General features: G+C 70.5%; 14 protein-coding genes and 1 riboswitch. Of the genes, 6 read left to right on the top strand and 8 right to left on the bottom strand.

Translation table 11 applies throughout. From position 1 onward, the window contains the following. Positions 1–58 precede the first annotated feature (58 nt). The 3 genes from QM809_RS01030 to QM809_RS01020 all read left to right on the top strand — a co-directional run bounded on the left by QM809_RS01030 (position 59) and on the right by QM809_RS01020 (position 8,222). Positions 59–3,817 carry a hypothetical protein gene (locus tag QM809_RS01030; RefSeq protein ID WP_415043992.1) on the top strand — a complete coding sequence of 1,253 codons (3,759 nt, stop codon included), beginning with the start codon at positions 59–61 and terminating at the stop codon, positions 3,815–3,817. Next, positions 3,817–6,339: a hypothetical protein gene (locus QM809_RS01025; protein ID WP_415043991.1), complete on the top strand. Its 2,523-nt coding sequence runs from the start codon at positions 3,817–3,819 to the stop codon at positions 6,337–6,339. The genes QM809_RS01030 and QM809_RS01025 overlap by 1 nt, the downstream gene beginning before the upstream one ends. Positions 6,340–6,464: 125 nt before the next feature. Beyond that, on the top strand, positions 6,465–8,222 hold the full coding sequence (locus tag QM809_RS01020) for an adenylate/guanylate cyclase domain-containing protein (protein ID WP_415043990.1): 1,758 nt from the start codon (positions 6,465–6,467) through the stop codon (positions 8,220–8,222). Between the two features lie 14 nt (positions 8,223–8,236). Here QM809_RS01020 and QM809_RS01015 read toward each other — a convergent pair whose 3' ends face one another. From QM809_RS01015 to QM809_RS01005, 3 genes are all read right to left on the bottom strand, one after another. Continuing rightward, positions 8,237–9,532, bottom strand: a complete 1,296-nt coding sequence (locus tag QM809_RS01015) for a pyridoxal phosphate-dependent aminotransferase (RefSeq protein WP_415043989.1) — start codon at positions 9,530–9,532, stop codon at positions 8,237–8,239. Between the two features lie 7 nt (positions 9,533–9,539). Continuing rightward, positions 9,540–11,186 carry a DNA repair helicase XPB gene (locus tag QM809_RS01010; protein WP_415043988.1) on the bottom strand — a complete coding sequence of 549 codons (1,647 nt, stop codon included), beginning with the start codon at positions 11,184–11,186 and terminating at the stop codon, positions 9,540–9,542. Positions 11,187–11,276: 90 nt separating this feature from the next. Further along, a complete protein-coding gene (locus QM809_RS01005) occupies positions 11,277–13,619 on the bottom strand; it encodes a helicase-associated domain-containing protein (protein ID WP_415043987.1) in 2,343 nt (780 codons plus the stop codon). A 52-nt stretch (positions 13,620–13,671) separates the two neighbouring features. Here QM809_RS01005 and QM809_RS01000 point away from each other — a divergent pair, with 52 nt between their 5' ends. Beyond that, positions 13,672–13,863, top strand: coding sequence for a hypothetical protein (locus tag QM809_RS01000; RefSeq protein ID WP_415043986.1), 192 nt, complete (start codon positions 13,672–13,674; stop codon positions 13,861–13,863). A gap of 365 nt (positions 13,864–14,228) precedes the next feature. On the opposite strand, the gene QM809_RS00995 is transcribed toward QM809_RS01000, so the two are convergent. From QM809_RS00995 to QM809_RS00985, 3 genes are all read right to left on the bottom strand, one after another. Beyond that, the gene (locus QM809_RS00995; protein WP_415043985.1) at positions 14,229–14,837 is read right to left on the bottom strand and encodes a transglycosylase family protein; all 609 of its coding nucleotides are present in this window, start codon (positions 14,835–14,837) and stop codon (positions 14,229–14,231) included. A gap of 7 nt (positions 14,838–14,844) precedes the next feature. After that, positions 14,845–15,030, bottom strand: a riboswitch (cyclic di-AMP (ydaO/yuaA leader). Between the two features lie 261 nt (positions 15,031–15,291). Then, a complete protein-coding gene (locus tag QM809_RS00990) occupies positions 15,292–15,843 on the bottom strand; it encodes a flavin reductase family protein (RefSeq protein WP_415043984.1) in 552 nt (183 codons plus the stop codon). After that, the gene (locus QM809_RS00985; protein ID WP_415043983.1) at positions 15,840–16,049 is read right to left on the bottom strand and encodes a hypothetical protein; all 210 of its coding nucleotides are present in this window, start codon (positions 16,047–16,049) and stop codon (positions 15,840–15,842) included. The genes QM809_RS00990 and QM809_RS00985 overlap by 4 nt, the downstream gene beginning before the upstream one ends. A 141-nt stretch (positions 16,050–16,190) precedes the next feature. Here QM809_RS00985 and QM809_RS00980 point away from each other — a divergent pair, with 141 nt between their 5' ends. Further along, positions 16,191–16,604 carry a cold-shock protein gene (locus tag QM809_RS00980; protein WP_415043982.1) on the top strand — a complete coding sequence of 138 codons (414 nt, stop codon included), beginning with the start codon at positions 16,191–16,193 and terminating at the stop codon, positions 16,602–16,604. A gap of 150 nt (positions 16,605–16,754) precedes the next feature. Here the strand turns inward: QM809_RS00980 and QM809_RS00975 are convergent, their stop codons facing one another. Continuing rightward, positions 16,755–17,366, bottom strand: a complete 612-nt coding sequence (locus tag QM809_RS00975; protein ID WP_415043981.1) for a DUF2771 family protein — start codon at positions 17,364–17,366, stop codon at positions 16,755–16,757. A 13-nt stretch (positions 17,367–17,379) separates the two neighbouring features. Then, positions 17,380–19,305, bottom strand: coding sequence for an MFS transporter (locus tag QM809_RS00970; RefSeq protein WP_415043980.1), 1,926 nt, complete (start codon positions 19,303–19,305; stop codon positions 17,380–17,382). 153 nt (positions 19,306–19,458) lie between these two features. On the opposite strand from QM809_RS00970, the gene QM809_RS00965 reads away from it, so the two are divergent. Beyond that, complete coding sequence (locus QM809_RS00965; RefSeq protein ID WP_415043979.1) at positions 19,459–20,235, top strand: DUF3027 domain-containing protein; 777 nt, start codon at positions 19,459–19,461, stop codon at positions 20,233–20,235. Position 20,236 lies beyond the last annotated feature (1 nt).

The following is a 20,236-nucleotide window of genomic DNA, read 5'->3' as shown; positions in this document are numbered from 1 at the left end:
CGGTAGTACGCCCGTGCGGTCGTCGTCAACCGATCGGCGACCGGTAAAGGGAGGCATAGTGGCTAAGAACGACCGTAAGGATTCGAGTCCGAAGGTCGTCGACAACGTCGTGGATCACGACCTGGTCGTCGAGCGGTTGGTGGAGAACCCGGTCGAGCGCGTCGTGGATAAGCCCGTGACCCTCGAACGGATCGTCGAACGACTCGTCGTCGAGACCGTGGACATGGTGGTCGACAAGCCCACCACCGTCAGCCGGCTCGTCGAGCGCCCCGTCGTCACCGTCGTCGACACCGTCGAAGACCGCCCCGTCCAGGTGAGCCGGCTCGTCGAGCGTCCCATCGTCAGTGTCCGCGACGACGTGCAGGACGTTCCGGTGGACGTCAGCCGGCTCGTGGAGAAGCCCGTCGTCACGATCGTCGACGACGTCGTCGACGCGCCCGTCGACGTCACGCGCATGGTGGAGAACCCCGTCGTCACGATCGTCGACGACGTCGTGGACAAGCCGGTCGACGTGACCCGCATGGTCGAGAAGCCGATCGTCACCGTGCTCGACGACATCGTCGAGCGCCCGAAGCCGGTCTCCCGCATGGTGGAGAAGCCGATCGTCACCGTCGTCGACGAGGTGGTCGACAAGGAGATCGACGTCCCGCGGCTGGTGGAGAAGCCGGTCGTCACCGTCGTCGACGACGTCGTGGACAAGCCGGTCAACATCCAGCGCATGGTGGAGAAGCCGATCGTCTCGATCGTCGACGACGTCGTCGAACGGCCGGTCGACGTGCCTCGGATGGTGGAGCGTCCGGTGGTGACGATCGTCGACGAGGAGGTCGACGCCCCGGTCGACGTGCCGCGTCTGGTCGACAAGCCGATCGTGACGATCGTCGACGAAGTGGTCGACGCCCCGGTCGACGTGTCCCGTCTGGTGGAGCGTCCGGTGGTGACGATCGTCGACGAGGAGGTCGACGCGCCGGTCGACGTGCCGCGTCTGGTCGACAAGCCGATCGTGACGATCGTCGACGAAGTGGTCGACGCGCCGGTCGACGTGTCCCGTCTGGTGGAGCGTCCGGTGGTGACGATCGTCGACGAGGAGGTCGACGCGCCGGTCGACGTGCCGCGTCTGGTCGACAAGCCGATCGTGACGATCGTCGACGAAGTGGTCGACGCCCCGATGGACGTGCCGCGGGTGATCGAACAGCCGGTCGTGACGATCGTCGACGAGGTCGTCGACGCGCCGATGGACGTCGCCCGCCTGGTCGAGAACCTCGTCGTCACCCTGGTCGACGAGGTGGTCGAACGCCAGATCGACGTCCCGCGCCTGGTTGAGAAGCTGGTCGTGACCGTCGTCGACGAGGTCGTGGAGGCCCCGGTCGAGGTCGACCGCCTGGTGGAGAAGCTCATCGTCGACATCCGCGACCGGATCGTCGAGAAAGAGGTGACCGTCGAGCGGATCGTCGAGAAGCCGGTCGTGACCGTCGTCGAACGCGAGGTCGAGGTCCCGGTCGAGAAGATCGTCGAGAAGGTCGTCGAGGTCCCCGTCGAGAAGATCGTCGAGGTCCAGGTGGAGAAGCCGGTCGAGACCATCGTCGAGAAGGTCGTCGAGGTGCCGGTGGAGAAGATCGTCTACCAGATGGTCGAGGTCCCGATCGAGAAGGTCGTGGAGAAGGTCGTCGAGGTCCCCGTCGAGAAGATCGTCGAGGTCCGGGTGGAGAAGCTGGTCGAGACCATCGTGGAGAAGGTCGTCGAGGTGCCGGTGGAGAAGGTCGTCTACAAGATGGTCGAGAAAGAGGTCGAGAAGGTCGTCGAACTCGTCGCCGAGAGGCCGATCATCAAGCACGTCGAGGTGCCGCGCGAACTGATCGTCGAGAAGATCGTCGAGAAGCCGGTGGAGAAGCCCGTCGACCACATCGTGGAGCGGGTGGTCGAGACGCCGAATGTGATCGAGAAGGTGGTCGAGACCCCGGTCGATCGCGAGGTGGAGCGGGTCGTCGAGATCCCGAACATCATCGAGAAGGTGGTCGAGCAGCCCGTCGATCGAGTGGTCGAGCGGATGGTCGAGGTTCCGAACATTCTTGAGGAGATCGTCGAGAAGCCGGTTGATCGGACCGTGCCGAAGGTGGTCGAGGTTCCGAACATTCTTGAGGAGATCGTCGAGAAGCCGGTTGATCGGACCGTGCCGAAGGTGGTCGAGGTTCCGAACATTCTTGAGGAGATCGTCGAGAAGCCGGTTGATCGGACCGTGCCGAAGGTGGTCGAGGTTCCGAACATTCTTGAGGAGATCGTCGAGAAGCCGGTTGATCGGACCGTGCCGAAGGTGGTCGAGGTTCCGAACATTCTTGAGGAGATCGTCGAGAAGCCGGTTGATCGGACCGTGCCGAAGGTGGTCGAGGTTCCCAATATTCTTGAGGAGATCGTCGAGAAGCCGGTTGATCGGACCGTGCCGAAGGTGGTCGAGGTTCCGAACATTCTTGAGGAGATCGTCGAGAAGCCGGTTGATCGGACCGTGCCGAAGGTGGTCGAGGTTCCGAACATTCTTGAGGAGATCGTCGAGAAGCCGGTTGATCGGACCGTGCCGAAGGTGGTCGAGGTCCCCAACATCCTCGAAGAGGTCGTGGAGAAGTCCGTCGACCACGTCGTGGAGCGGGTGGTCGAGGAGCCGAACCTCGTCGAGAAGGTGATCGAGAAGTCCGTCGACCGTGAGGTGGAGCGGGTCGTCGAGGTCCCGAACATCATCGAGAAGGTCGTCGACAAGCCGGTCGACCGCGAGGTCGAGAAGGTCGTCGAGGTCCCGAACATCATCGAGCAGGTGGTGGAGAAGCCCGTCGACCGGGTGATCGAGCGCGTCATCGAGGAGCCGAACCTGATCGAGAAGGTGATCGAGAAGTCCGTCGACCGCGAGGTGGAGCGGGTCGTCGAGGTCCCGAACATCATCGAGAAGGTGATCGAGCAGCCCGTCGACCGGACGGTCGAGAAGATCGTCGAGAAGCCGAACGTGATCGAGAAGATCGTCGAGAAGCCCGTCGAGCGGATCGTCGAGCGGGTCGTAGAGAAGCCCGAGGTGGTCGAGAAGATCGTCGACAAGCCTGTCGAGCACATCGTCGAGAAGATCGTCGAGCGCCCGGAGATCACCGAGAAGCTGGTCGAGAAGCCGGTCACCCGCGAGTTCGAGAAGATCGTGGAGAAGCCGGTCCTCGTCGAGAAGCTGGTGGAGAAGGACATCAACCAGATCGTCGAGCGCGTGGTGGAGAAGCCCGTCTTCATCGATGTGGAGAAGGTGGTCGAGCGCCCCGTCTACGTCGAGGTGGAGAAGGTGGTCGAGAAGCCCGTCGAGAAGATCATCGAGGTCGAGAAGATCGTCGAGATCCCGGTCGAGAAGATCGTCGAGAAGGTGATCGAGAAGCCCGTCGAGAAGATCGTCGAGGTGGAGAAGATCATCGAGGTGGAGAAGATCGTCGAGAAACCGGTGGAGAAGATCGTCGAGAAGGTGATCGAGAAGCCGGTGGAGAAGGTGATCGAGGTGGTCGTGGAGAAGCCGGTCTTCGTCCGCAAGGTGGTCGAGAAGCCGGTGGAGCGCGTGATCGAGGACACGTCCACGCAGCGCACCGTGACCCACGACGCCATCGGCGGCGACGTAGTGGCCGCCCAGTTCCTGGACTCCGGTGACCCGGTCGACTCCGACTGGCTGGACGCCCGCACCGGCGCGCACCCCGAGGACGGCGTCGCCGGCGCCACGTCGCCGGAGCTCAACGTCAAGGGCCTGATCGACGCGCGGTACGCGATCGCCGACGACGACGATCCGAAGTCGAAGGGCCGCCGGTCCTGATGTCCGAGCGGCTTCGTCGAGGTTCCATCGCGCTCATCGTGGCCGGCGTGTTGCTGGCCGCCTTCGGTGTCCCGGTCGCCCGGGCCGATCTGATGACGGACGCGGTCGTTGCCATCAGTGGTTACGTCGCCGAACCCGCCGTCGCCGAGAAACTCGGTCCGCGCCGCAGCGAGGTGCGGCCCGAGACGGGCGGTGCCTCGCAGGTGTTCGAGGGCGGCATCGTGTACTTCTCGCCGGCCACCGGCGCCCACGCGGTGCTCGGTGCCATCGTCGACCGCTATCGTGCGGTCGGCGGACCCGCCGCGATCGGTTTTCCGACCGCGGACGAACAGGCGGCCGGTGCTGGACGGTTCAGTTCGTTCGGCGATCCGGACGGCGCCGCGATCTATTGGAGCCCCGGCACACGCGCCTCGCTGCTGACCGGCGAGGTGCTGCGCGCCTGGGTCGCCTCGGGCGCCCAGGACGGGCCGTTCGGATTCCCGATCACCGACACCGCCAACGTCGGGCGGGCCGACGAATCGCGGTTCGCGGGGCCGGAGGGCCGAGTGATCCGGTGGTCGTCCACCGCCGGACTGGAGACGGTTCCGGCCGAACTCATCGAACTGGTGCCCGGTATGGGCGTGGAGCCCCCCGCGACCACGACGAGTCCGGTGACGATGGCCGAGGAGACCGCCGAACCGGAGGTCGCGAAACGGGCCTGGTGGAGGGAACCGCGGGTATGGCTGGGGCTGCTGGCCGTGCAGATCCTGCTGGTGATCCTGATCGGTGCGTTCCTGTGGTGGCGTCGTCGACGAAGCGGCTCGGGGACCGTGCACGAGGCTGTGGTGGCGTCGACGGACGCCCCGCCGACCCCGGCAGAAGCGGCGCCCGCAGGTGCGGTCGCGGCGCCGACGGCCGATTCGACGCCGTCGCCTGAGCGCACGGAGCCCTCGCTCGAGAGGGCCCGGCCGAATTTCGCGGCCGGGCGGCCGATGGCCGGTGGCAGGCCGCCGATGCCGGGTGCCTCCGGGATGCCGCCGCTGGCGCCGATGAACCTGGCGAAGACCCCGAGCAGGCCGGGACCCATGGTCCCGCCGAACCCGGGCGGGCCGGACAGGGAACGACCGGGTGCGGAACGACCGGACGGGAGATCTCCCGAGCGGGATCGACCCGGCACGGAACTGCCTGGCACGGAGCCGTTCGGTACCGCGCCACCCGGAGCAGAGCGGCCGGTCGCCGGATCGCCGGAGGGCGGAGCCGATGCGTCGGGCGCCCTCGGACCGGTCGGACTGTTCGGTGCTGCGCCCGGGGCCCCGGTTCCGGGCACCATGCCCGCACCGGGACTCGGAACCGCACCGGAACTCGGAGCCGAATCGGAACTCGGAGCCGAACCGGAGCCGGTGGTCGAACCCGAGGCGGAGCCCGAGCCCGAACCGGTGGTCGAGCCGGAACCCGAGCCGGAACCGGAACCGGAACCCGAGCCGATTCTGAGCGAGGAGACGGCCCAGGCCTCGGCGCTGGTGGTCACCTACGCCACCGTCGACACCGATTCGACCGTCGACACCGGTTTACAGGTGGCATATGAGAACAACGCGCTCGGTGACGACCAAGCGGGCACCGACGATGTGACGCACGCCTGGCTGCACGGGGTGGAGTCGATGGACGACACCGGGGCGGACACGCCCGAATCGGATGCGCCGGCGCCGGCGTCGGCGGAGCCCGAGGCCGTCGCACTCGCGGGGAGCGATCCCGCCGAGAACGAGACCGCTGTGCCTGCGGAGGCAGAACTCGACGCACCCGCCGACGCGCCCGTGGAGACCGAGGACGCGGAGACCGAGTCCGCGGAGTCCGGTGCCGACGAGAACGTCGAGACGAAGGTCGAGACCCCGGAGGCGGAGACGGCAGAGGTAGAGACGGCGGAGGCGGAGACGGCGGCGACCGACGGTCCGGAGGCGGACGAGTCGGGTGCGTCCGAGGCCGATACGCCGCAGGAGGACGAGATCGCGGCGAGCGACTCGGCAGCCGTCGAGCCGAGCCCCGATGAACCGAACACCGATGCGCAGAACCCCGATGAGCCGGGCACCAACGAGTCGGCGGGAGACGATCCGGCCGCCGGCACCGAGGTGAATGCGCTGGTCGATGCCGGGACGGAGCCGGCGGAGACCACGGCGAGCGAACCCGACGCAGAGATCCCGACGACCGGCGTCACCGAGGAGTCCGGCGACGCCGAGGAACCCGGAGACGCCGAGCGAGCGACGACCGCGGGGGAACCGGTGGACGTCGGGGCGACCGGTGAGGGCGTCGAACCCGAGGCCGATCCGGACGCCGCAGACAGGTCCGAGCCCGCCGGAGCAGCCGCCCCGGAGGCGAAGCCGACTGCGCAGGACGACCCCGAACCGGCGGAGACCCCGATCGAGGAACCGGCACCGGACGAACGGCCGGAGCCGAACACGACGACCGACGACCGCCGGGCTGTCCCGGAGGGCCGATCCCGGCGTCTGCACGGGACGCCGCGGCGCCGGATGCATCGTCGTCGTCGATAGACCGGCTCGTGCGGAGGACCGGTACCCGGGTCTGATGCGCGACCGGAGACCCGCGCTCGACGATGATCGTCGGTGGGCTTGGGTACTCTCGATCCATTGTCCGTCGAGCTACCGGGGGTGACCGCGTGGAGATCCAGCGATCCCGCGAATCCCTGCATCGTCTGGTCGACCAGATCGATGAGCGCTGGCGGCTGCGCCGCTGGATCTTCGACGTGTTCGACGGGCCCCGGGACGCGGACGTGCCGAACGAGCACCTCGCCGCCGTATGGCCCTCGGTGGAACCGCGCTTCAAGCGTGCGGTGACCCGGCGGGCCGCCGCGGTGAGCGTCACCATCGGGGTGGGCTCCAAGTTCCTGATCGGCATCGAGACCTTCGTCCTGGTGATCCTGGCGTTCAACGGCGGGTCTTTCACCCTGCGCACCGAGTCGATGAACCCGGGCTACTGGGAGATGTTGATCGCCCTCGTGATCGGCGCCGGCGCCAGCACGGTGATCTCGTTGCTGCTTCTGCAACCCCACATCCGCTGGTTCATCGAGAACGGCGGCACCGACAGTCTGCGGCGCCGGTCGGTGGCCGGGATCCCGATCCGGCAGAGCGGCGCCGACGTGGCCGGCTGGCTGGTCAGCTACGTGATCTACATGCTGATCTCGGACGTGAGCCGGCAGTTCCTGGCGACGGTCGGCGGCGCCTTCGTCCTCTCCGCCGTGACCTCCGGCAGTCTCATCTACCTGTTCGCGGAGGTCTCGGCCCGTCCGCTGGCCATCCTCGCGCTCAGCGGCGCCTCGGAGCCGCGGGTGGTGCACGGAGTCCGGGAACGGATGGTCGTGGTCTGGCTGGTCTCGTCGGCGGTGCCGATGGTCGGGCTGATCACCATCAACATCGGGCGCTGGATCGGCTGGCTGCCGCCCGCCGTCGGGCCGCTGGACTGGACGTCGGTGTTCCTCGCCGTGGTGGCGCTGAGTTCGGGGCTGCTGGTGGTGATGCTGGTCGGCAGGACGCTCGCCGATCCGCTCAACGAGATGCGGGAGGTGGTCGAGTCGGCCTCCGCCGGCGACTTCGACCGCCGGGTGGCCGTGTACGACGTCTCCGAGCTCGGTGTGCTGCAGACGGGGCTGAACCACATGCTCGACGGTCTCGCCGAGCGGGAGCGGATCCGGGACGAACGCGAACGGATCCGGTCGCTCTTCTCCAAACACGTCGGCGACCGGGTGGCCGAGCTGGCGATCGAGCAGGGCGGCGAGATGTCCGGGGCCAACACCGACGTGGGCGTGGTCTTCGTCGACCTGACCGGTTCGACGAGCTTCGCCGCCGAACGCGATCCGCGGGAGACCGCGGTGGTGCTGAACGTCTTCTTCTCGGTGGTCGCCGAGGTGGTGGAGCGGCACGACGGGCTCATCAACAAGTTCGAGGGCGATGCCGCGCTCATCATCTTCGGGGCACCGGCCGCGCTGCCCGACCCGGCCGGATCGGCGCTGCGGGCCGCCCGGGAACTCGGTGAGGCGCTCGGCGAACGAGTCCCCCTGGAGTGGGGCATGGGCGTGGGCTACGGGCGGGTGTTCGCCGGCAACATCGGTGCCGCGAGCCGCTACGAGTACACCGTGATCGGTGATCCGGTGAACGAGTCGGCCCGGCTCTCGGACTGGGCCAAGGAGTCCGGCTCCCCGGTCTGTGCGAGCGGCGACACCGTGGACGCCGCCGACCCCGGAGAGGCGGAGCTGTGGAGCGAGACGGGGGAGGTCCACCTGCGCGGCCGCGCCGCGAAGACCGCGATCTTCGTCCCGACGACGATGGTCCACAGTGAACCGCCGACCCTGGGCAGCGTGCTCTCCGACCTCGTCAAACGGACGGGACGACGCGGCAGGCAGACCCCGGACCGACGGTAGCGCCGCCGGCTCGACTACAGCGTGCTCAGGCGGCGGGCCGCCTCGGCGATCACGTCGTCGCGTTTGCTGAACGCGAAGCGCACCAGATGATTCCAGCCGCCCGCGCCGTGCGAAGCCGGCGGGTCGACGAAGGCGCTCACCGGGACCGCCGCGACACCGATCCGCTCCGGCAGGGCCCGGCAGAAGGCGGCGCCGTCGTCGTACCCGAGAGGCCGGGGGTCGGCGAGGACGAAGTAGGTGCCGTCGGTGCGATGGACGCCGAACCCGGCGTCGGCCAGGGCCGCCGACAGCACGCCCTGTTTGCGTTCGAGGTCGCGGGCCATCGCCGCGACCCAGTCCGACTCGGTGCGCAGCGCCAGTGCGACGGCGGGCTGGAACGGGCCGCTGCCGACGTAGGTGAGGTACTGTTTGGCGCCGCGCGCCGCGGCCACCAGCGCGGGCGGACCGCACACCCAGCCGACCTTCCAGCCGGTCACGTTGAACGTCTTGGCGGCGCTGGAGATCCGCAGGGTGCGCTCGCGCATGCCGTCGAAGGTCGCGAGCGGCCGGTGCCGCAGCCCCCGGAAAGTGAGGAACTCGTAGACCTCGTCGGCGATCGCCACCACGTCGTGCTCCACGCAGAGCCGGGCGATCTCGGCGAGCTCGTCGTCGTTCAGGACGGTGCCGGTCGGGTTGTGCGGGGTGTTCACCAGGATCGCCGCCGTATTCGGTCCGAACGCGGCGCGCAGGGCGTCGAGGTCGAGCCGGAAGCCGTCGCCCTCCGACACCAACGGCACCGTACGACGGACCGCCCCGGCGAGGGCGACGGTGGCCGCGTACGAGTCGTAGTACGGCTCGATCATGATCACCTCGCGACCCGGTTCCACCAGCCCCAGCACGGCCCCGGCGACGGCCTCGGTGGCGCCGACCGTCACCAGGACCTCGGTGTCGGGGTCGTAGTGCAGGGCGTAGTCGCGGGCGTGCTGCTCGCCGATCGCGTGCCGCAGCTCCGGGATCCCGATCCCCGGCGGGTACTGGTTGCGGCCGTCGGCGATCGCCTGCTGCGCGGCGGCGAGCATCGCGGCGGGGCCGTCGGTGTCCGGGAACCCCTGACCGAGGTTCACCGCATCGTGGGCGACGGCCAGGGCGGACATCTCGGCGAAGATCGTCTCCGCGAACGGCCGCAGTCGGGCGACGAGGCGCCGGGGGTCTCGACTCCGCTCGACCACCGAGGAGGAGGGCTCGACCACCGAGGACGGGGACTCGACCACCGAGGAGGAGGGCTCGACCAGCGAGGAGGGGGGATCGGTCGTGGGGGAGGGCTCGGGCATCACCGGATCAGTCCACCATCGGCAGGTCGCCGGCATCGACGATCCGGTAGGCGTACCCCTGTTCGGCCAGGAAACGCTGCCGGTGCGCGGCGTAATCGGCGTCCAGGCTGTCCCGGGAGACGACGGAGTAGAAGTGCGCCTGCCCGCCGTCGGCCTTGGGCCGCAGCAGTCGGCCGAGGCGCTGGGCCTCCTCCTGACGCGAACCGAACGTCCCCGACACCTGCACCGCGACGCTGGCCTCGGGCAGGTCGATGGAGAAGTTCGCGACCTTCGACACCACCAGGGTGGAGAGCTCGCCGCGGCGGAAGGCGTCGAACAGCTTCTCCCGCTCGGCGTTCCGGGTGGCCCCTTGGATCACCGGGGCGTCCAGCTCGCGGCCGAGCTCTTCGAGCTGGTCGATGTAGGCGCCGATTACCAGGGTCTGGGACCCCCTGTGCTGTTCCAGGATCGAGCGCACCACGCGCAGCTTCGAATGCGCGGTGGAACAGAGCTTGTACTTGGTGTCGGCCTCGGCGACGGCGTACTGGAGACGTTCGTCGTCGGACATCGTCACGCGGACCTCGACGCACTCGGCCGGGGCGATCCAGCCCTGCGCCTCGATGTCCTTCCAGGGGGCGTCGTACCGTTTGGGGCCGATCAGGCTGAACACGTCGCCCTCGCGGCCGTCCTCGCGCACCAGCGTGGCGGTGAGACCGAGGCGGCGGCGCGACTGCAGGTCGGCGGTCATCCGGAACACCGGGGCGGGCAGCAGGTGCACCTCGTCGTAGACGATCAGGCCCCAGTCCCGCGAGTCGAACAGGTCCAGGTTCTTGTACTCGCCCTTCGATCTGCGCGTCATCACCTGGTACGTCGCGATGGTGACCGGGCGGATCTCCTTGCGCTCACCCGAGTACTCGCCGATCTCGTCCTCGGTGAGCGACGTGCGGGCGATCAGTTCGCGCTTCCACTGCCGTCCGGCGACGGTGTTGGTCACCAGGATCAGCGTCGTGGCCTGGGCTCTGGCCATCGCGGCGGCGCCGACCATCGTCTTGCCGGCACCGCACGGCAGCACGACGACGCCGGAGCCGCCCGCCCAGAACGAGTCCGCGGCCAGCTGCTGGTAGTCGCGCAGCTCCCAGTCGTCCTGCTCCAGGGCGATGGGGTGCGCCTCGCCGTCGACGTAACCGGCGAGGTCCTCGGCGGGCCAGCCGATCTTCAGCAGCATCTGTTTGAGGCGGCCGCGTTCGGACGGATGCACGACGACGGTGTCGTCGTCGATCCGGGCGCCGAGCATCGGCGCGATCTTCTTGTTGCGCATCACCTCTTCGAGCACCGCGCGGTCGAGCGAGACCAGGCTCAGCCCGTGCGCCGGGTTCTTCACCAGCTGCAGGCGCCCGAAGCGGCCCATGGTGTCGACGATGTCGACCAGCAGCGGCTGCGGGACGGGGTAGCGCGAGTGGGTGACGAGGGCGTCGACCACCTGCTCGGCGTCGTGCCCGGCGGCCCGGGCGTTCCACAGGGCCAGCGGCGTGATGCGGTAGGTGTGCACGTGTTCGGGGGCGCGTTCGAGCTCGGCGAACGGAGCGATCGCGGCACGCGCCGCACCGGCCAGGGGATGGTCGATCTCCAGCAGCACGGTCTTGTCGGATTGGACGATGAGGGGTCCGTCAGTCACCCGATCCATTGTCCCCGGTGGCCGTCGACGCTGCCAGTAGGGGTGCTCACCGTGCCGCCGGCGGGACGCCCGCCAGGCCGTCGGGGGCGGTCACAGGACTTCGAGATGGGTGATCCGGTGCAGGGAGAAGCTGACGTCCGCCTCGTCGTCGGTGGCGCCGAGCAGATGGCCGGCGTGCAGTGCGCGCGGGCGCACCACGTGTCGGCTCGCGGCGCCGTGGGCGTCGACGTAGCCCAGGCGGACCGGTCGCCCGGTGCGCAGCGCCAGCTGGATCAGCGCCGACGCGCTCTCCCCGCCGCCCGCGGCCCGCACCGATCCGGTCGGCGGCGCGTCGGCGCGGTCGGCGGCCCGGAGCCGGTCGACGACGGTCTGCACCTGCCCGGGCGCGATCCGGGCGCGGCGCGGGCGGGGACGCGGCGAGGCCGCGCGGGCGGGCACCCGGCTGCCGCGGCTGCGCAGATCCACCAGGGCTCCGGTCGAGTCCTCCCCGGCCGGGGCGAAACCGTGTCTGCGCAGGGCGTCGACCACCTCGCGGAGCGACGCCGCCGACACCGCGACGGTGGAGGCCAGCGCACGCAGCGAGACCTCGGCGGCGGCCTCGCTGGTGAGGACCGCGGCGAGCAGCGCCGGATCCTCGCAGCGGACGAACGACGACGCCACGCCCACCCGCAGGCTGCCGTGCCGCCGGGCGACGTCCTCCACCAGATAGGTCAACGACTGCGGCACCGGCGTCCGGGACCGGCTCTCCAGGAGGGTGACGATCTCCGAACCCGACCGGCCGGTGTCCAGGGCGCGCCGCAGACTGTCCTCGCTGATGCGGTACACCGACGCCGCGCCGCCGGACTCCAGGTCGGCGATCGCCTGCACCTGCTCGGCCAGCTCCACCGTCATCGGTCCGGGCACCATCAGGGTCAGGTCGGCCTGCACCAGGAAGTGGTCGACGGGCTCCGGGAGCGCCCGATCCATGGCCGCCAGGACCTCGGCGGCGCCCTCGTCGTCCTCGGTGGACGCGGTCAGCAGCATGCGGCCGGGGCCGGTGAGGCAGCCGTGCGCCACCAGCCCGAGTTCGCGGGCCTCGCGCAGCGTCTCGCCCACGAACCGCCGGGTCCAGCGACGCAACTGCCGCGGGTGCCGCCAGCACAGGGTGTCCACGAGCGCCTCCGTCTCCACCGGGGCGGCGGGCGGAACGTCGAGCAGCGGCGCCAGGATCTGGCGGCGGGTGAGCGGCGCGGAGGCGTCGAACAGCTCGCTCGACAGCGCGGCGAGGGTGTTGCCGTCGCGGTCGGTGTCGCCGATCTGCCAGGGGCGGCGCGGGAGCTCCAGCCAGGCGGCGGCGAGCGCGTGCCATCGTCGTTCCGGGCCGAGGTGCAGCCACGGGTCGACGGCGACGGTCGGCGCGAACGCCTCGTCGCCGCTCCAGTCGGCGGGCTCGGGGTCGGGGAGACCGGCGTCGAGCAGGCGCGCCGCGGCCAGCACCTCCGTCAGCAGTCCCACGCGCGCCACGGGGAGACCGGTCGCCTTGGCCAGCCGCCGCAGCTCCCGGATGCCCAGGCCGCCGGACTTCAGGATGGTCGCCGGGGTGCGGCCCACGACGTCGACGAGGTCCCCGGCGTGGCGCAGCAGCTCCAGCGCCTCCCCGGCGCCGGCCGCGTCGACGTCGTCCGCCCCGAACCGGCCGGGGCCCGCGGTCGGTTCCGGGGTGCCGAGCGTCGCCGTGGTGAGCGGCGGCTCGCCGCGCAGCAGCCGGCCGACCATCGGCGGGAGTTCGACGGTCTGCTCGTCGATCCGCAGCAGCAGCCCGGCCGCGATCAGTCGGGAGACCGGCGCGGCCGGGTCGGCGTCCGGCGCGGCATCGCGGCTGCGGCCGAGGGCCGGGCCGGCGGCGAGGGTGTCGAGCAGTTCGCGCGGGCGGTCGTCGAGGTCGTCGAGCAGCGCCCGGATCTCGTCCGGCGGGACCGTCGCGAGCGGACCGAGCAGCTGGTGCCCGCGCCAGGGGAGGGCGGCGGCCAGATGGATCCCGCCGACCCAGGCGGTCTTCTTCGGGTCCGTCCGCTTCGGGGCGCCGGCCCCGGAGTCCCAGATCAGGCACTGGGCCTCGAGGGCGCGCAGTCGGGCGTCCACCTCGGCGCGGCGGAGCCTGCGCCCGAGACGGGAGACCACGTCGTCACGGGTCACCGGACCGATCAGGTCGTGCCGGTCGGTCCCGGCGGCGGCGTCGAGGAACGCTTCGAGGACGGCGACCCCGGCCAGGTCGAGGGCGTCGCCGGCCAACGCCAGGGACGACGCCGAGAGCGCGCGCTGGGCGAGCACCGCCGAACCGCGGGGCGGGGGAGAGGCCAGGTCCGGGCGTGCGGTCAGGAGCTGCGCCAGCTGCTCGTCGGAACGGTCGGCCAGAGTCTCGGCCAGGCCGCGCTGGGGGCGGTCCGGGTTCATCCGGCACAGTTTACTTGCCCACCCGGCGCGCGACCGGTGCAGGCATGGCAGAATGGCGCACGTGGCTAACAAGAACACGTACGTGGACAACGGATGGCCGGAAGTCCCGGCCGATGAGCATGCGGTGACCGAGCTCGTCTCGCACCTGGCCGGCGCACTGTCGCCGTTCGGTAACGAGACCGTGTTCCCGGTTCCGGCCGATCAGCTCTCCTTCATTCAACCGAACGCCGTCATCAACCCCTGACGCTCCGGCCGGTCCCCGGCCTCCGCGTGCTCGGGCTCGTGCCCGGCGGCTGACCTCTTCGGCCCCGTCTCCCCCGTGGAGACGGGGCCGAACGCATCGGCGGACGGGGATCTCGACTCCGCTCGATCAGCGAGGGGGAGACTCGATCAGCGAGGGGGGAGCTCGATCAGCGAAGAGAGGCCTGATCGGGGAGGGGGAGGCTCGATCAGCGGGGGCCCGATCGGGGAGGCGGAGGCTCTTCGATCGGCGCGGGGAGGTGTGATCGGCGAAGCGGGGGCTCGATCAACGCTGGACGGGGTGCGGATACGCGACGTCCCCGTACCTGGCGCGGTACGGGGACGTCGTGCAGCGTGTGGCAGCGGGAGTCAGTTGACGCCCAGCTTGTCCTTGTTCTGGTTGAACAGGTTCAGCTGGCCCTGGTCCAGCTTGAAGCCGGCCTTCTCGGCCTCGCGGGCGGCCGCCGCGACCTCGGGCATGCTGCTCGTCTTGGCCTGGTCGATGGCCTCGTCGGTGTTCGCCGCCGAGCCGTTGCCGCGGGGGTTGATGAGCTTGTCGAACGGGTTCGGGATGCTCGGGGTGCTGCCCGGACGCTGACGCTCGGTCGGGCCCGAGAGGTGGGTGCCGCAGGTGGGCCATGCGCCCTTGCCCTGGCTCTTCAGCACCTTCTCGGCGACGTAGATCTGCTGCTGCTTGGTGGCCTTGTCCGCGGTCGGGGCGAACTGGGTGCCGCCGTGGCCGGCCCAGGTGCTCGGCGAGAACTGCAGGCCGCCGTGGTAGCCGTTGCCGGTGTTGATCGCCCAGTTGCCGCCGGACTCGCACTGGGCCACCCGCTCCCACTCGGCGTCGGACGCGGCCGAGGCGCCGCCGGCGCCCGCGCTCATCATGGCGGCGCCGCCGCCGATGACGGCAGAGGTCAGGGCGACCTTGGCGAAGGTCTTGGTGTTGCTGTTCGACGGCTTGGCGTGACGTGCCATGGGAATTCTTTCCTCTCTCCACGCGCCTGCGAAGTAAGCTGTCGGGTTCGAGCGAGAGGTGCTCGGTCCGGCGTCGGACTGGAGGTCCGATCGAAGGACTTAACCCCAAGGCGGCGAGCCGGGGCTCGTCGCCGTTATCCGGTGGGATGGTGGGTCCCCCGCCCTCGTTCCTGAACTGTGTCGTTCGGTGTTCCCGGCGGCGGAACGAGGTTGGGCGCGACCGTCGGGGTATTGATTTGTCGGTGCCGGTGAGGGCGACCGACATGAAGACTACGTAATCCGATCGGGGGAGTCACCTCCCTGAAGAGGTCGATTTCTCAGGGTCGATCAGTACTCGAGGTCGAGCATCGGCGTCACCGCAGGTCTCGGCGTTGACGGTCGTCTCGTGCCCTGTTCGTTACCGTCCCGTTATGTGATTAAGGTCACAGTGTCGTTCGGGTGGACGACACGCCGATCACCGATCGTCGAGCGCGCGCCGCGCCTCGAGGGCGCGGAAGGTGCTCGCGTGGAAGACCAGGGGTTCGACGCCGGGGTCGCTGCGCAGCGCGTCGATCCGCAGCAGCACGACGGTGTGGTCGCCCGCGGGGAACTCCCCGGCCAGCGAACAGGCCAGATGTGCGGTGGCGCCGGGGACGAACACCGCGCCCCCCGGCTGCACGAGGGGGACGAAACCGGTGAACCGCTCGGCGGGCGGGCCGGCGAGCCGTCGGCACAGATCGCCCTGGTCGGCGGCGAACACGCTCACCCCGAGCTCTCCGGCGTCGCGCAGCTGCGGCCAGGTCTCGGAGGCGTCCCGGACGCAGAGCGACACCAGCGGAGGGTCCAGGGAGACGGTGGTGAACGCGCTCGCCGACATCCCGACGAGCCCGCCGTCGGCAGAGGCGCGGCAGACCGCCACCACCCCGGACGGGAAGCAGCTGTAGGCCTGCTTCAGTGCGGCCGCGTCGCCGGCGGGGGCGAGCGGTGCGGCGAGCCGGTCGGCGGGGAGTCGATCGGCGGGGCTCATCTGCTGCGACGACCCGACAGCAGGGCGAAGACGACGGCCAGCAGCATGCCGAGCGGCGCCAGCATGGCCAGGAGGTAGGTGATCACGACGATCACCTGATTGGATTCGCGCACCGCAGGGATGATCAGGGCGACACTGGCGACGGCGCCGATCAGGACCATGATGACGGCCGCGGGGAGCAGGGCCGACGACTTCTGGGTCTGCATGGCCACCACGGTAGTCGGGCGCGTACCATCGGGCGAAGTGCGCCTGATCTCCCCCGCGAGTTCCTCCGGGCCGGGGCCGGGCGCTTTCCCATGGGCTGATCGGCCCGCGGGTGTCGACGAGCAGTGCGAAGGTGAACGACAGTGCCGACCGGTCGGGTGAAGTGGTACGACTCCGAGAAGGGCTTCGGCTTCCTCTCTCAGGAGGAGGGCGAGGACGTCTACGTGCGATCCTCCGCGCTGTCGGAGGGCACCGAGGGCCTCAAGGCCGGCCAGCGCGTCGAGTTCGACATGGCCGCCGGCCGCCGTGGACCGCAGGCGCTGCGGGTCGTCGTGCTCGACGACGCCCCGCGCGTGGAGCGGAACGTGCGGGAGCACCAGCGGGCCGCCGCCAAGCGGCACACCCCGGACGAGTTACACGGCCTGATCGCCGATCTGATCACCCTGCTCGAAGGCAAGGTGCAGCCGGATCTGCGCAACGGCCGCTACCCGGACCGCAAGACGGCGCGGCGGATCTCCGAGGTGGTCCGTGCCGTGACCCGCGAGCTCGACCGCTGAGGGCCTGAACCGCCGAGGGCCGGAACCGCCGAGAGCTGGAGCGGGCTCGGCGACCGACACGCGAAGAACCGCCGTCGTCCCGGAGAGGGACGACGGCGGTTCTCGTTTCGCTGCGGGCTGCGGGCCGTGGGAGGGGCCGTCGGGAGGGGGTCAGCCCCGCTCGGCGGGCAGCTCCTTCGGGTTCGGCGGACCGGCGTACCCGCGGGGCGCCGTCGCCACCGAGTAGTGGCCGCGGAACAGGATGTCGCCCTGACCGGCCTCCAGGCCGTCGGCCCCGTCGGGGGCATCGACGACGACGGTCGACACCGGCTTGATCTCGATGCCGAGCAGCGTGCGGTCGGCGGTGGAGGCGAGCACCTGCGTGGAGGTGGCGCCCGACCGATGCCACCACAGCACCGGCACGATCCCGGCGGGCGTGGCGTAGACCGCGGTGAGCTGCCACGGCGCCTCGGCGACCTCGGTGGGGACCGAGAGCGTCAGCGAGCGGCCGGTCTCGACCGGGAACGACGCCTGCGGCAGCCGCGCGATCTCCTCGTTGCTCAGCGGGCGCGGACGGCACTCCTCCATCTTCAGATCGCAGAAGAACGTCGGTGCGACGCGCTCGTAGTCGCGGTCGGCGGCCAGCGAGATCCGCGGATCGTCGTGGTGATCGGCGCCGCGCACCACCAGCAGGGTGGTCACCAGGGCGATGACCGCGGCGACGGCCACGGCCCCGGCGGTCACGAGCGCCAGGGCTTTCTTGTCGGACGGTTGAAGAGACACGGGTGCGGGCTCGCTATCGGTGACGGGGACGGCGGGGCGGATTCGCCGGGGACTGGGAGGTGGGCAGAGGTCTGGTGCCGGTGGTGCCGGTGCGCGGAGGTCGTCGCGGCCGCCTCGACGACGGGGCGTCGGCGCGGGCGGTCTCGGGCTCGGCGGCCTCGGTGCGGCGCGTCGGCTCGACCACCGTGAGCGGCGAGGTGGGCGCCGGATCGGTCGGTCGTCGTCCACCGATCCCGGGGATCAGGGTGGAGCCGCGACTGGTCAGGACGGTCTGGGCCAGACCGAAGGCCATCAGCGCCGCGATCACGGTGAAGCCGATCCAGAGGGTGGTCGGCAGCACGACGCCGAGGCTCGCGCCGAGCACCCAGCAGAGCTGTAGGACGGTCTCCGAGCGCCCGAACGCGGAGGCCCGGGACGCCTCGGGGAGGCCGTCCTGGATGGTCGAGTCGAGGCAGACCTTGGAGACCGCGCTGACCCCGGAGGCCACCACGGCGGCGACGATCACCATCGCCAGGCTGCCGAAGATCGCCGCGAGCGCGGCCGCGACGGTCGCCGCGATCGCACACATGACGATGATGCGCGGGGGCCGGGAGAGCTCGAGTCGGGTGCCGACGGCGTTGCCCGCGGCGTTCCCGACCCCGGCGCCGGCACCGACCGCACCGAGCATCAGCAGCTGGTCCATGGCGTCGCCGGTGCCCTGCTCGCGGGCGTAGAACGCCACGTAGATGGTGAGGAAACCGGTGAGGATGCGGATGGTGCCGTTGCCCCAGAGCCCGGTCACCACGGCGCGGCCGAGCGGCTGCCGGATGGACGAGGCGAGCTTGGCCGAGAGGGCGCGGGCGCCTCGTCGTCGATCGGCGGCCGCGGCCTGGGCGATGTCGTCGCGGTAGGTGATGGTGGTGGGGACCTCGCCCTCGGTCACCTCCACCCACGACGGGATCTTCATGCAGAAGTACGCGCCGGCGATCGCCAGCAGACACAGGAACGCCATGGCGCCGGGGAGGTGGAACGGCAGCAGACTGCCGAAGACCAGTTCGACCAGCGCCGCCAGGCCGCCGGCCACGACGGTGCCGAAGATCAGGCCGAACATGGTCAGCCGGGAATTGACCCGGACCAGGTCGATCGACGGCGGCAGCACCCGCGGCGCCACCGCCGACTTGAGCACGCCGAACGACTTGGACAGCACCAGCAGTCCGAGCGCGCACGGATACAGGATCCACGGTTTGTACTGCAGCTGATGGCTCACCGGATCCCACGACGAGTTCACGATGATCAGCAGCGCCAGCACGGCGCGCAGTCCGAAGGTGACGGCCATCGAGATCCGGCGGCCGTGCTGGAGCCTGTCCAGCAGCGGGCCGATCAGCGGCGCGATCACGGCGAACGGAGCGATGGTGAGCAGCAGATAGAGGCCGACGTTCACCTTGGAGTCGCCGGTCGCCGCCGCGAAGAAGAGGGTGTTCGCCAGGGCGACGGCCATGGCGGCGTCGACGGCGCTGTTGAGCACCACCGGCATGGTGAGCGCGGTGAGACCCGAGCGATCGGCGCCGTCGGCGGTGGCCGCGCGGTGCACCATGCTGACGCCGCGTCCGGCCAGATACTTCGAGCGGGTGGCCATCACCCGGACGACGGTCACCTTCTCCGGCGGCACGAATCCGTCGTCGCGGTCGTCGTCGCCGGCGGGGCGGGTCTCGGCGTCGGCGTCGAACACCTCGGTCTCGGCGGCCTCCAGCGGCGGCAGATGCGGATTGTGCGTCCGCGGCGGGAGGTAGGCGCCGCTGGCGGCGTCGCGCCTGCGGAGGCGGCCGGGCGGATCGGGGGGATAGTTGTCCTGCCCCGGGTGGGCCGGCCTGCGCGGGGCAGGCGGTGGCGGCGTCCGCGGAGGGCGCGCGGAACCGCTCGGCGGAACGCCGGAGTCGTCGCGGGGAGGTCGGGGAGCCACGACGACGATTCTTCCCTATCGGCCGGGCCGAACGGTGGATGGGCACGCGGGCGCGCGCGGAGGAGGAGCGGAGAGAGCCGAGGCGGGTTCCCGACGGAGTCGAGGGTGAAGGTGCAATCGGGCAGTGCACTGTTGCACACTAGGAGGGTGAGTGTGGAAGCCCAGACGGACCTGACGGCGGAGCCGTCGCTCTTGGTGCAGGCCGAGCAGATCGCGCGCGATGCTCTGGTGGCCGAGGGCGAGGACCCGGGAGCTCATCTGGGTTCGCAGGCCGAGGGCGACTGGGCGGTGGCCCACTACTTCGCCGCGCAGGTGCCCGGCTACGTCGGCTGGCACTGGTGCGTGGTGCTCGCCGGCGCCCCCGGGTCGGACGTGCCGACGGTCTCCGAGGTGGCGCTGCTGCCCGGCGACGACGCGCTGCTGGCACCCGCGTGGGTGCCGTGGTCGGATCGGATCGCCAAGGGCGACCTGGGCCCCGGCGACCTGCTCGCCACCCCGCCCGACGATCCGCGCCTGGTCCCCGGGCACGTCGACACGCTCGACGTCGACCCGATCGACCGCGATCAGGTGGGTCAGGTGTTCGGCGAGATCGGGCTGGGCCGGGACCGGTTGCTGTCGTACGAGGGGCGCGCCGAGGCCGCCCAGCGCTGGAACGACGGCGAGTACGGCCCCGACTCGGCGATGGCCCGGGGCGCCCGGCACACCTGCGGCAGCTGTGGCTACTACCTTCCGCTCGCCGGGGCGCTACACGGGTCGTTCGGCGTCTGCGCCAACGAGTTCGCCGCCGACGGCCACGTGGTCGCGGCCGGTCACGGCTGCGGTGCCCACGCCGACACCCCGATGCCGCCCGGCGGTGCGGGCAGCCCGGCCTTCGACGCCTACGACGACGGCGCGGTGGAGATCGTGAAGATCGACGCCCCGGTGTCTTGAC

The organism is Gordonia sp. (in: high G+C Gram-positive bacteria) (genome assembly GCF_047600385.1).
In the GTDB taxonomy this organism is placed as follows: Bacteria; Actinomycetota; Actinomycetes; order Mycobacteriales; family Mycobacteriaceae; genus Gordonia.
The sequence above is the reverse complement of the archived record's forward strand: the minus strand, read 5'-3'. Positions and strand labels throughout refer to the sequence as shown.

Coding starts and splice junctions, on each gene's coding strand:
- QM809_RS01025 (WP_415043991.1), top strand. CDS start 3,817: ATGTCCGAGCGGCTTCGTCGAGGTTCCATCGCGCTCATCGTGGCCGGC.
- QM809_RS01015 (WP_415043989.1), bottom strand. CDS start 9,532: ATGCCCGAGCCCTCCCCCACGACCGATCCCCCCTCCTCGCTGGTCGAG.
- QM809_RS01005 (WP_415043987.1), bottom strand. CDS start 13,619: ATGAACCCGGACCGCCCCCAGCGCGGCCTGGCCGAGACTCTGGCCGAC.
- QM809_RS01000 (WP_415043986.1), top strand. CDS start 13,672: ATGGCGCACGTGGCTAACAAGAACACGTACGTGGACAACGGATGGCCG.
- QM809_RS00995 (WP_415043985.1), bottom strand. CDS start 14,837: ATGGCACGTCACGCCAAGCCGTCGAACAGCAACACCAAGACCTTCGCC.
- QM809_RS00990 (WP_415043984.1), bottom strand. CDS start 15,843: ATGAGCCCCGCCGATCGACTCCCCGCCGACCGGCTCGCCGCACCGCTC.
- QM809_RS00985 (WP_415043983.1), bottom strand. CDS start 16,049: ATGCAGACCCAGAAGTCGTCGGCCCTGCTCCCCGCGGCCGTCATCATG.